Consider the following 12,725-nt stretch of genomic DNA (forward strand, 5'->3'; position numbering starts at 1 on the left):
TAATTTGTCAATGCTTTTTTAAGTTTTAAAAAAATCATACTGGACAAATACTTCAGAAAACTTTACTATTTTAATCAATGAAACTTGAAAAGGACGGGTGTAAAATGAAAATTTCCAAACGCTTGCAAAATTTACCAGATCAGTTTTTCTCTAGCCTTGTAGAAAAAGTTGGAAAAAAGGTGGCAGAAGGGCATGATGTCATTAATTTAGGACAAGGAAACCCAGACCAGCCGACACCCAAACATATTGTGGAAGCGATGAAAACAGCTGCAGAAAAACCACTTAACCACAAATATTCTTTGTTTCGAGGAAAGCACGAACTAAAACAAGCCGCTGCGGATTTTTACGCGCGTGAATATAATGTAACGATTGATCCAAACACAGAAGTAGCTATTTTGTTTGGTACAAAAACAGGCTTAGTGGAGCTGCCGATGTGTTTGATGGATCCAGGTGATACGATGCTTTTACCTGATCCGGGTTATCCTGATTATTTGTCAGGAGTTGTGTTAGGCGAAGTTCAATTTGAAAAAATGCCACTAATTGCTGAAAATGACTTTTTACCAGATTTTACTAAGATTCCTGTTGAAGTGGCGGAAAAAGCGGAACTTATGTATTTAAATTATCCTAATAATCCAACTGGTGCAGTTGCTACAAGTGATTTCTTTGAAGATACAGTTGCTTTTGCCAAAGAACATAATGTGGTTATTGCGCACGATTTCGCTTATGGAGGTATTGGTTTTGACGGTAAAAAGCCAATTAGTTTTTTAGAAACGAACGGTGCGAAAGAAGTTGGAATTGAACTTTATACACTTTCGAAAACGTATAATATGGCGGGGTGGCGCGTTGGTTTTGCAGTTGGGAACAGCGAAGTTATTGAAGCTATTAACCTTATTCAAGATCATATGTATGTAAGTCTTTTCCCAGGAATTCAAGATGCTGCAATAGAAGCTTTAACAGGAGATCAGACTTGTGTGCGAGAATTAACCGCTCGTTATGAAAGTCGCAGAGATGCCTTTATTTCCGCTTGTAAGAAGATTGGTTGGGAAGCAGTTGCGCCAGCTGGTTCGTTTTTTGCTTGGATGCCAGTTCCTGAAGATTTTACAAGTAGTGAATTTGCCGATTATCTACTAGAAGAAGTCAGTGTTGCGGTTGCGGATGGCAGTGGTTTTGGCGAATTTGGCGAAGGGTATGTCCGCGTGGGTCTTTTAATGGATGAAGATCGCTTGGAAGAGGCAGTCACTCGAATTTCCAAATTGCATCTATTCGATAAAGTTACTCAGAAATAGCCATTTATCCAGTTTTATGAGAAAATCGCTTGTAATAATTCAGATAATTAATGGGATGTGTTATAATTAGTTAGTAAGTCTATTCCTAGCATGTTGTTTTAAAAAGACAAGCCGGAATTTAAAGCATTTAGTGAGAGTTTTAAGCATTAAATTATCTGTCCCGGTTAGAGCCGGCGAAATCCAGGAATGAGAGGACTGTAAAAAAATGGCAGAAAAGAAAATTCTTGTAGTAGATGACGAAAAACCGATTGCGGATATAGTTAAGTTTAATCTAAATAAAGAAGGCTTTGATGTATATTGCGCCTATGATGGCGATGAAGCGTTAGAACTTGTAGAAGAAGTTCAGCCAGATTTGATTTTACTCGATATTATGCTTCCAGGTCGTGATGGTATCGAGGTATGTCGTGAAGTTCGTAAAAAATATGATATGCCAATAATTATGGTCACAGCGAAAGACTCCGAAATTGACAAAGTTATCGGATTAGAACTTGGTGCAGATGACTATGTAACGAAACCATTCAGTAACCGTGAATTAATTGCTCGTGTGAAAGCCAACTTGCGCCGTCACAGCCAAGTAAGCTCAAGCGCAGCCGAGGAAGAAGAAAACAGCGAACTAGAAATCGGTTCTCTTATTATTCATCCAGACGCATATGTGGCTTCTAAACGTGGAGAAACTATCGAATTAACGCATCGTGAATTCGAATTACTACACTACTTAGCAAAACATATGGGGCAAGTTATGACACGTGAACATTTACTTCAAACCGTTTGGGGCTATGACTACTTCGGTGATGTTCGTACTGTTGACGTTACCGTTCGTCGCTTACGTGAAAAAATTGAAGATAACCCAAGTCACCCAGCGTGGTTAGTAACAAGACGCGGAGTGGGCTATTATTTACGCAATCCAGAACAAGAATAAATAACAAGAAGTGGTCGCCGAAGTGAAAAAAATTCGGCGACCACTTTTTTTGGGTATTTTCGCATACGTAGCTACTATTTTTATAAATAAATCGACCCAATTAACAGGAAAAACAATACGTCTACCCCATAACATATGGTATACTAATTTAAATATATTACCCCGAATAGGAGTAGAAAGACTTATGCATAAAATGAGATTTTTTCAGTCTGTACAATTTAAGTTAGTTATTATGTATTTGCTACTAATTATTGTTGCAATGCAAGTAATCGGCGCGTATTTTGTACGTGAACTGGAAGGGCAACTGGAGAAGAATTTTCAAGATTCTATTACGAACAGTATTACGCTTTTGGATTACAACGCTAGAGAAGAAATTATTAAAAATAGCGATAACTCCGTAAAGTTACAAAATGATATTAGAGAACTCTTAGTCGACTTTTCTCGCGCAAGTAGCAACTTAATCGAAGTAAGAATAGTTGATGATAAAGGAAAAATTCTCGGTACATCTAATTTAAATAATCAAGGAATTGTTGGTCAAAAAAGCAATGATCCCCTTGTAAAAAGAACGCTGTCACTTGGAACGACTTCTGAGGACAAAATCTATAAAGACGAATCGAATAAAAATAACCGCGTTTGGGTGAACGTATCCTCCATCAAAAATAAAGGCAAAGTGATAGGGGCTATTTATCTTGTCGCCGATATCGAAAGTGTCTATAAACAAGTAGATGATATTACAAATATTTTCATCACAGGTACTTTGATTGCGATGATTATTACCGCAGTACTCGGAATTTTGCTATCAAGAACGATTACTAAGCCAATTGTTGAAATGAAACGACAAGCTTATGCGATGGCTCGCGGGAATTACAGCCGTAAAGTTAAAGTATACGGTGTCGATGAAATTGGAGAACTAGCGGATTCCTTTAATACGTTAACGAAACGAGTCCAAGAAGCCCAAGCGATGACAGAAGGGGAACGACGCAAGCTTTCCTCCGTACTCGCATATATGACCGATGGCGTAATTGCGACAGACCGCCGCGGGAAAGTAATTCTTATTAATACGCCCGCAGAAAAAATGCTACGTGTAAAACATGAAAGTGCGAATGGGCGCTCTATTATTGATGTGTTAGATATTGGAGACACATACCAATTTGAAGATTTGATGGAAGTTGATGGTTCGCTAACAATGGACCGCAGTACTTTCGACAAACCTTATGTACTTCGCGCTAATTTCTCCGTTATCCAAAGAGAAACTGGTTTTAACAATGGCGTAATCGCAGTACTTCATGATATTACTGATCAAGAAAAAGTGGACCAAGAACGTCGCGACTTCGTATCCAACGTATCGCATGAACTAAGAACCCCACTTACAAGTATGCACAGTTATTTAGAAGCATTAAGCGATGGTGCATGGGAAGATAAAGAAATTGCCCCACGCTTCCTTGAAGTAACACAAAATGAGACAGAGCGTATGATTCGCCTAGTTAATGATTTGCTCAAACTTTCCAGAATGGACGGCGGCAGAGAGCAACTCGAAAAAAGCTTCGTGAACTTTACGGATTTCTTTAATCATATTATTGACCGTTTTGAAATGATGAAAAAAGAAACAATCATGTTCAAACGCCACATTCCAAGAGAACCAGTTATTATCGAAATTGATGAAGATAAAGTGATGCAAGTGCTGGATAATATTATCTCTAACGCCAACAAGTATTCACCAGATGGCGGCCGCATCTCCTTCTATCTGAAGAAATTTGAAGATGAAATTGAAGTAAGTATTGCCGATGAAGGTTTAGGCGTACCAGACGAAGATTTAGCGAATGTATTTGACCGATTCTTCCGCGTAGATAAAGCTCGTTCGCGGGAAATGGGCGGAACAGGGTTAGGGCTTGCCATCGCTCGAGAAGTTATCGAAGCACATGGCGGTCGAATTTGGGCCGAACGTAATAAAACCAAAGGGACCATAATTAAATTCACCCTGCCATACAGTGACTTACCGGAGGATGATTGGGAATGATGAAAAAAACAGGATTTCGCTCATTTGTACTAACCATTTTAGTTGTACTCAGCATCGTCCTAAGCTACTTTATTTGGAAGGGACAACCTGATTACGAAGCAATTAATGTAAAAGAAGTGGAAAAAACAACCATTGATAAAACAATGACAACTTCACAAGTATTCAAACCATACAAGTTAGCTGTTAATGCAAATGAAAGTAATTACCAAAGTTTAGATGATGATTTATTAAACGAACTAATGGCACAAGGGAAAGCCTTCAGTTTCTCGGAAGTAGTATTAGCTAATAAAAAAAGTAGTGAAGACTATGAGAAATTAATCCATAAAAACGGAACAATCGAGATCATTTTCCCCAATAATATCCCGTTCTCTATTTTTGCTCAAATTTTTCAAATAGAAGGGGAAGGGCTTGAATCGGCGTTCTTTAATCGAATTGTGTTTGATGTTAATAATACGGATACCGGGCTACACTCGGTTTATTTCGCAAATGACGATCAAGAAAATATTTACCAAAGCTCACTTCAAAATAAAGACATCGATAAAATCGAAAAAATTGTTAAAAAGAATGAAAGCAAGCTGACTCAAAATGATAAACTAATTTCAAACAAACGCAATCTTTTCTTAAGCTCTGAAAAAACAAAACTAGATCGCAAAAAATATATCATCGATTCGCTTGAAATTAATTTATTCACGTCCGCACTATTCCAAGATTCTGGTACTGTTAAAAGTGAAGGAAACACCTACACGGATGGCTCAAGTGTCATTGAAATGGATACAGATAACAAAGTATTAGAGTATGTAAACCCATCGCAAGAACGCACGAATCCGGAAGACCTTAGCAGTGTCAAACGAGCTGGACTTATTCAAGATAGTTTTAACTTTGTGAACGACCACGCTGGCTGGACTGGCGACGGCGCTTACTACTTCACAGGTTATGCTGGGGAAAGTGCGACGACTAATTTCAGTTTATTCATTGATAATTTACAAGTATACAATGAGAATGGTATGGCGGATATTTCCGTAACAGAAGGACTCGAAGCAGTTTATAAATACATGAGACCATTTTTCCGCTTAGATACTGATGTTCCGGGAGAGAAAAAAGAAGTAACGCTACCATCCTCTTATTCGGTCTATAACGCTCTGGCTCAAAATCCAAACGTCAAAGCAGAAGAAATTGAAGATATTGTTCCTGGCTATCATATGACACGAAGCGAATCTTCGGGCATGAATCGCCTTGTGACTCTAGAACCAACATGGCTGTACAAGTATCATGATAAATGGTTCATCTTCCAACCAGACGCAGAAAAGGCGGGTGAATAAAAATGGATTGGCGTAAAACACAAATGATTTTTATTGTGACTCTCCTTATTCTTAATGTCTTTTTAGCAGTAATATTTTTCAACAAGCAGTTATCGGATGACCCAGATACACTCGGAAATGAGACGTTAGAAGAACGATTAAAAGCAGATAATATTTCCCATCCGGATTTGTCGACCAAACCTACGAGCGGTTCCATTTTCACTACAGAGCGAGCTGCATTTACAACAAAAGATGTAAGCAACTTTACAGGACAAGCAATTACACTGAAAGATAACAATAAACAAATCTATTCTGTCCTACAAAACCCAGTAAAAGCTGGCAAAAAAGGGACCAATCCAGAGTTTCAAAAATTTATGGAATCAAGTGTTTATCGCGGGGAGTCTTACCAATTCTGGAATTATGATAAGGACGCGCGGACGCTTACTTTTAATCAATTAATTAATAACAATATGGTTCTGTTTGATGAAGCGGGCCAAATTACTTTTTATTTAGATCAAGATGACCGAGTAATCTCGTATGAGCAAACTTGGATGTCGAAGCAAGATGATTTAAAAGATAAGACCAATTTAATGTCAGCAACAGATGCACTAGAGGCAGTTTATCAGCACGGAGAATTGAAGCAAGACAGCGACGTGGTTTCTGCAACATTTGGCTACTACACGACCGTACAGCTTCCTTCTGGAAATGTATACTTCCCAGTTTGGTGCTTTGAAGTAAAACATTCTGGTGAAACTAACTACGTCCTCGTAAATGCTAAAGACGAACAAGTAATTAACCAATCAGAAAACAAATCAACCACCGAACCAGGTACAGAATTATCAAGCCGTCAGAAAGCCAAATAAAAAACGAGTCAACCTAATTATTATGAAAAATTAGGTTGGCTTTTTCAAACGATAGGGCATGCAATTTTACTGAATTAGCGTTACAATGAAAGATATATAAGCCTTTAGGGGGATAAAAAATGTTCGCAAATAAAATTTTAACGGAAAAAGATACGGACCAAATCCGATTTAGTATATTAGCCAGTGGAAGCTCAGGCAATGCTACACTTGTCGAAACAGGAGACCAAAAAATTCTGATTGACTGTGGTTTGAGTGGCAAGAAAATGGAAGGACTTTTCGCGCAAGTTGGTCGTGATATGAACGATTTAGACGCGATTCTAATTACTCACGAACATTCAGACCATATTAAAGGTTTAGGGGTGCTTGCGCGTAAATACAAACTCCCTATTTATGCCAATGCTAAAACATGGAAAGCAATGGATAATATGATTGGTGAAGTTTCTTCAGACCAAAAATTCCAATTTGATATGGAAACAGTAAAATCCTTTGGTAGTATGCAAGTGGAATCTTTTGGCGTCTCTCATGATGCGATTGAGCCGATGTTTTACATATTTCATAAAGGGAATAAAAAATTTGTAATGATAACGGACACGGGCTATGTGAGCGACCGAATGAAAGGACATATTGCGGGGGCTGATGCTTATCTTTTTGAAAGTAATCATGATGTAGAAATGCTTCGAATGGGACGCTATCCGTGGAATGTAAAACGCAGAATCCTTGGTGACGAGGGACACGTGAGCAATGAAGATGCAGCGATAGCAATGAGTGAAGTTATTACCGATCAAACTAAACGAATTTATTTGGGACATCTTAGTAAAGACAACAATATGAAAGAACTTGCGAGAATGAGCGTAACGCAAACACTTATGGCAGAAGGAATTGATGTTGGCGGCAAACTAGAAATTTTTGACACAGATCCTGATAACGCTACGTCCATCTTTACTATTTGAGTTTCACCGTTTTTTTAAAGCTTTTTCATCGTTTTTTCATATTTGGGGTTTATTATGGAAGTATATAAATGCGAAATTTGCAGAGAGGAAGGAAGACATGGACGAGAAAGAAAAGAATTTAAATGAAAACAGCGAGAAAGAAAGCACGCCAAAAAGAGAGGTCGAGGAGACTTTACATACTAACGAGAGCTCGCAACCAGTCCAAGAAACTCCTATTGTAGAGGGCGTGACCCCAGAAGGTGAGAAGTTTGCCGGAGCAACAGAAGATGCAGCCGAGGCAAGTTCTACAAATGCATTTTTTGAAGAAGCAAGTAATAAAGAATCAGAACCTGCTAGACCAGCTCCAGGACCAAGACGTGCTGGGACAACTGGTGGCGGGGCAGTTCCACCTAATAGAGTGAGTAATGGCGGAAGTGGTAACGGGAACGGCGAACCACCAAAACGCGGCAAACACTTTATTGGTTACTTTTTAACAGCACTTATTGGTGTTATTATCGGAGGACTTATTATTTTCTTTGTCGCTTGGGATAATGGCGACAACGCAGATACAACTTCAAACTCGAATAATAAAGCTACCAAAGTAGAAAAAGTTTCAGTAGATACAACATCAGATGTAACAAAAGCAGTAGACAAAGTGCAAGATGCGGTAGTGAGTGTACTAAATTACCAATCATCTTCATCCCTTGATGGAACAACAACTTCTGAACAAGAAGCTTCCTCAGGATCTGGTGTTATTTATAAAAAAGCAAATGGAAAAGCCTACATCGTAACAAATAATCACGTTGTTGCGGATGCAAATAAATTAGAAGTAACTTTTACAAACGGTAAAAAATCCGAAGCAAAATTACTTGGAACAGATGAATGGAACGATTTAGCTGTTCTCGAAATTGATGATAAAAATGTTAGCACAGTTGCTGCATTTGGAGATTCTGATTCATTAAAACTTGGCGAACCAGCAATTGCAATTGGTAGTCCACTTGGAACAGAATTTTCCGGTTCAGTAACGCAAGGTATTATTTCCGGTCTAAACCGCGCAGTACCAGTTGATACAAATGGCGACGGAACAGAAGACTGGGAAGCAGATGTTATCCAAACAGATGCAGCTATTAACCCTGGTAACAGTGGTGGAGCTTTAATTAATATTGAAGGCCAAGTAATTGGTATTAACTCAATGAAAATTTCGATGGAAAATGTAGAAGGTATTAGCTTTGCAATTCCAAGTAACACAGTAGAACCAATCATCGAACAACTAGAAACAAAAGGCGAAGTAGAACGTCCATCTCTAGGCGTATCCTTACGTGACGTTGATACAATTCCAGAAACACAACAAAAAAATATCTTGAAATTACCTGATAGCGTAGATTATGGCGCAATGGTACAACAAGTAGTATCCGGTTCTGCAGCAGACAAAGCAGGCTTGAAACAATACGATGTTATTGTTGAACTAAACGGCCAAAAAGTAACAAACTCCATGACATTACGCAAAATTCTATACGGTAACGACGTGAAAATTGGCGATAAAGTCAAAGTGAAATACTATCGTGACGGTAAAGAAAAATCCACAGATATTAAATTAGAAGCAGCAAAAACAACTACATGATAACAAAAAGCCATTCTCTTGAAAAAGAGGATGGCTTTTTTTCTGTGGAAAACTTGTGGATAGCGATTTTTTTCGGATATAGATATGGTAGAGAACAAGAATTCTCCTACTAAATATAGAACTAGTTTGTGGATATGTGGATAACTTCTGTGGATAACCTGTGTGTAAGCAGTGAATATCTTGTGGAAAAGAACAATTTTGATAATTTAATCAATAAACACAGATTTATTTTTGAAAAAAACACATTTTTTGCGAAAATATAGGTCAAAAAAGAAAAATGTGGATAGAAAGCCATTTATCCACATTTTTACTTTTTATAAGCTGGATATGTGACAAGGAAAATAACTTTACATAGAGATTTGATTCGCGAGATTGATTGTAGGAGAAGGGGTTCCACTGTTTGGTGGAGTTTGAGTTTTGAATAGTTAGGTGACGATTTTACCTGTGGATAAGCTGTGGATAGTGAAATTTGGCTATCATATATATTGTGGGGAATATACGTTCGGACACAAAATAGAGAAGCAGCTTGTGGATATGTGGATAATTTTTGGGGATAACTTGTGTATAAGGGCGGGATAACCTGTGGAATAACTTTTTATGGAAAGCTGCTCTTATTTTATTTTGACTAGTGCAATGAGGGATTTTTGATGTATGATAAAAGTATTAAAAAAGATAAGGGTGGCATAAATGAATATCCAAATTGTAACGGTCGGGAAATTAAAAGAAAAATATTTAGTGCAAGGAATCGCCGAATATTTAAAACGATTGGGCGCCTATGCGAAAGTAACGATTGTGGAAGTTCCGGATGAGAAAGCTCCGGAAGTGCTGAGTGATGCGGAAATGAAGCAAGTGAAAGATAAAGAGGGTGCGCGGATTTTAGCGAAGATTCCGGACGATGCCCATGTGATTGCGCTGGCGATTGATGGGAAAATGAAGTCGAGTGAAGAATTTGCGGCGGATTTGGATAAGCTGGCGACTTATGGTAAGAGTAAGGTGACGTTTGTGATTGGTGGATCGCTAGGACTTAGTGAGGCGGTGTTGAAACGGAGTAATGAGCGGATTTCGTTTGGGAGGTTAACGCTGCCACACCAGTTGATGAGATTGGTGCTGGTGGAGCAGGTTTACCGGGCGTTTCGGATTGTTCGGGGGGAGCCTTATCATAAGTGAAATAAATCGGATGAATGCGTTATTTCATCCGACTAAACAGAATTAATTTTTAGGAGTGTTGAAAATGGTCTTTCTAAAAAAATACGGTTTTTACTTTTTATTACTCGGCGTTTTGAGTGATTTTCTAACGCCTTACATACTTGGAATTTTTTACCCAGAATTAAACCAAATGACACGGGTTATGAGTGTGTTTGGGGATGTGGCTAGTCCGGTGCGGGGAGCGTTTTTGGTTTGGTCGGTGGTGTCTGGGGTGTTCTTTGTGCTCGCTTTGCCGGCGATTTATCAGAGCGTTGTTAAAACTTCGCGGACTTTGGCGATTTTGCTTGCTTCTGCGATTGGTTTGTATGGGATTGGCGATTGTATTTTTACCGGGTTGTTTAGTATTGATACGGAGCAGGCGAGCTGGACGTTTTCGACTTGGGTGCATAATATTGGCTCGGGGCTTGGTTATGCGGGATTTTTGATTTTTCCGTTGTTTCTGGTCATTCTTTACCGGAAAACTGGCGATAAAACCCGCAGCAATATCTATCTAGTTTTACTCATTGTTAGTTTGCTGTCGGCTGGTGTTTATGGGCTTGCGCGGATTCCTGCTGTGAATGACTTGCCAGTTTTAGATGAAATTGGTTTTTGCCAGCGGATTAGTTTCTTTTTTAATTATTTACCGATTGTTGTTTTTGGAATTGATCGGATTAGAAAACCCTAGATTGTTTAAGAATCTAGGGTTTTTTGTTCGCAAAGTTCGATAAATTGCTGGAAATCTTCTTGTTTTGCTAGTTTTTTGACGAAGCTGCGTTCGTTTAAGATGGTTACGAGTTGGCCGAATAATTCTTCAAAAGAGTTGTCGCGTTCTTCTTTCATAGTGAGTAGGAGGACGAGTTTGACGCGATTTCCGCCCCAGTCGATTGGTTTATCAAGTGAGCATACGGCGACGGCATTTTTTTTCGCGCTTCGCTGGATGGCATGTGGGATGGCGTAGTAGTTGCCGTAACAGGTGCTTGATAATTGTTCGCGCTCGAATACTTTTGCTACGTAATCGGGGTCGCAGTAGTCAAATGCAGTTAATTGTTCGCAAAGAAAGGTGATGGTTTCTTCTTTTGATTTGAAGTTTTGTTTTGGAAAGAACAGTTCTTTTTTGAAAAATTTTCTGGAGATTGATTCCGTTTTTTGCTTAGTTTCTAAAATATGCTTGATTTTTTGCAAATCGCTCTCTGCTAAAAGCAAATCGTAGTGATAGACTGGGATGTCGGTTGTTAGGTTTAATGGTTCGGCGGTTAAAATTAAGTGAATTTCTTTGTCTAAGGTGAATTGTTTTATGTCGAAAATGGATTGGGAAACGAGTAAATCAATCGAAAAATCAGGTATTTTCTTTAGTTGATTATGAATTAAGCGTTGACTGCCTGCGCCGTACGGGGTAACTAAGAGTATCTTTCTCTTTTTGCCGTGATTAATTGTTTCTGAAGCGGACAGAAAGTGTAACGCGATATAAGCGATTTCGTCATCTGGGAAAGTGATCGCAAGCTCTTTTTGAATAAAGGCAGAGGCATAAACACTGACGTTATAAATAAATGGGAACTTGTTTTTTAATTCTTCGGTGAGTGGGTTGGTTAAATATTGTTTGTGATTGGCTCTTTTGTAAAGGGCTGAAATGTGGGCCACTAGATAGGTGGCTATTTTTTCGTCAGCTGAAAAGTCAATATGGAAATTTTGGTCCACTGCTTCAAGGAGCCGAGTGACAACGCTGCCAAAAACTTTTGCGTCAATGGTGGAAGTTGTCGCTAGTTTGCCAGAATATAGCCGGGCGATATAGCTTAGTTCTTGGGTTGGAATATCGATTTGCAGTTCTTCTTCTAACGTTTCGGTTAGGTGCTCCGCCATTTCAAGGCTAGTTTTATCTTGCTCGAGTAAAGCGGTTCGCTCTATATAGCTGCCCATACTAATGCGCTCAATTAAAACGGCGATATGCAAAATGAACGAAATCGTCGAAAAATCATTCATGAAAAATTCATTCTTTTTGTGGTAGGCAATAATAAGCTCGGAAAGTTGTTTTAGATTGCAATAATCGAAGTAATCGGCGTATTTATCTAGGCTTAATTGATGATTTTCGATTTCCTGATTGAGGAATAGATTGAAGATACGGCGCTTTTCTTCTTCGCCTCCCTCGGTTATTAGTTCGTTGTTTTTTCGAATAATACATAGCGACTCATCTTTTTCAGCGATAACCGCGTTGAGCTCTTTAATAATACGAGATAACGTCGATTCGCTAATGAAAAATTGATCCGCTAAATCATAGAAATTGGTATGATCTTGTTCGATAATATGGCGTAATAATTCAAAATGTAGATTTTCGTTATTTTTGGTTAGATTTATTTGTGAAAGCTGCTCATTTGGCGTTAGAAAATAGCCTTTGCCAGCTTTTGATGCGATGATTGTGGAACTAAATGACTGGTTAATTTGCATAATGTCATTTCGCACAGTTTTGGAAGAAACGCCTAACATTTCTGAAAGTGCTTTTGCTGTTACTGTCTTTTGGCTGTCGTTAAGCTTTTCTAACAATGAACGTTGCCTTTCTGAAATAGTCATTATATCCCCCCTAATTCTCCCTTAACCTATTGTTATTATACAACA

General features: G+C 38.6%; 10 protein-coding genes. 9 read left to right on the forward strand and 1 reads right to left on the reverse strand.

Annotation, left to right across the window (positions count from 1 at the left end):
* Positions 1–104 precede the first annotated feature (104 nt).
* The 9 genes from AB2Q86_RS01665 to AB2Q86_RS01705 all read left to right on the forward strand — a co-directional run bounded on the left by AB2Q86_RS01665 (position 105) and on the right by AB2Q86_RS01705 (position 10,803).
* A complete protein-coding gene (locus tag AB2Q86_RS01665; protein WP_012582041.1) occupies positions 105–1,286 on the forward strand; it encodes a pyridoxal phosphate-dependent aminotransferase in 1,182 nt (393 codons plus the stop codon).
* Positions 1,287–1,491: 205 nt separating this feature from the next.
* Positions 1,492–2,205 (forward strand): response regulator YycF, encoded by a 714-nt coding sequence (gene yycF, locus AB2Q86_RS01670; protein ID WP_003729146.1) that lies wholly within the window; start codon positions 1,492–1,494, stop codon positions 2,203–2,205.
* Between the two features lie 184 nt (positions 2,206–2,389).
* The gene (gene walK, locus AB2Q86_RS01675; protein WP_003729145.1) at positions 2,390–4,222 is read left to right on the forward strand and encodes a cell wall metabolism sensor histidine kinase WalK; all 1,833 of its coding nucleotides are present in this window, start codon (positions 2,390–2,392) and stop codon (positions 4,220–4,222) included.
* Positions 4,219–5,541, forward strand: coding sequence for a two-component system activity regulator YycH (yycH, locus tag AB2Q86_RS01680; RefSeq protein ID WP_012582039.1), 1,323 nt, complete (start codon positions 4,219–4,221; stop codon positions 5,539–5,541). The genes walK and yycH overlap by 4 nt, the downstream gene beginning before the upstream one ends.
* Before the next feature lie 2 nt (positions 5,542–5,543).
* A complete protein-coding gene (locus AB2Q86_RS01685; protein WP_003729143.1) occupies positions 5,544–6,383 on the forward strand; it encodes a two-component system regulatory protein YycI in 840 nt (279 codons plus the stop codon).
* 119 nt (positions 6,384–6,502) lie between these two features.
* The gene (locus AB2Q86_RS01690; protein ID WP_003729142.1) at positions 6,503–7,333 is read left to right on the forward strand and encodes an MBL fold metallo-hydrolase; all 831 of its coding nucleotides are present in this window, start codon (positions 6,503–6,505) and stop codon (positions 7,331–7,333) included.
* A 97-nt stretch (positions 7,334–7,430) separates the two neighbouring features.
* Positions 7,431–8,933: a serine protease HtrA gene (htrA, locus tag AB2Q86_RS01695; protein WP_012582038.1), complete on the forward strand. Its 1,503-nt coding sequence runs from the start codon at positions 7,431–7,433 to the stop codon at positions 8,931–8,933.
* Positions 8,934–9,620: 687 nt separating this feature from the next.
* A complete protein-coding gene (rlmH, locus tag AB2Q86_RS01700; RefSeq protein WP_012582035.1) occupies positions 9,621–10,100 on the forward strand; it encodes a 23S rRNA (pseudouridine(1915)-N(3))-methyltransferase RlmH in 480 nt (159 codons plus the stop codon).
* 64 nt (positions 10,101–10,164) lie between these two features.
* Positions 10,165–10,803 carry a DUF998 domain-containing protein gene (locus tag AB2Q86_RS01705; RefSeq protein ID WP_012582034.1) on the forward strand — a complete coding sequence of 213 codons (639 nt, stop codon included), beginning with the start codon at positions 10,165–10,167 and terminating at the stop codon, positions 10,801–10,803.
* 5 nt (positions 10,804–10,808) lie between these two features.
* Here AB2Q86_RS01705 and AB2Q86_RS01710 read toward each other — a convergent pair whose 3' ends face one another.
* Positions 10,809–12,680: a BglG family transcription antiterminator gene (locus AB2Q86_RS01710; protein WP_012582033.1), complete on the reverse strand. Its 1,872-nt coding sequence runs from the start codon at positions 12,678–12,680 to the stop codon at positions 10,809–10,811.
* Between the last annotated feature and the right edge of the window lie 45 nt (positions 12,681–12,725).

It is taken from the genome of Listeria monocytogenes, assembly GCF_041765605.1.
Classification (GTDB): Bacteria; Bacillota; Bacilli; order Lactobacillales; family Listeriaceae; genus Listeria; species Listeria monocytogenes_D.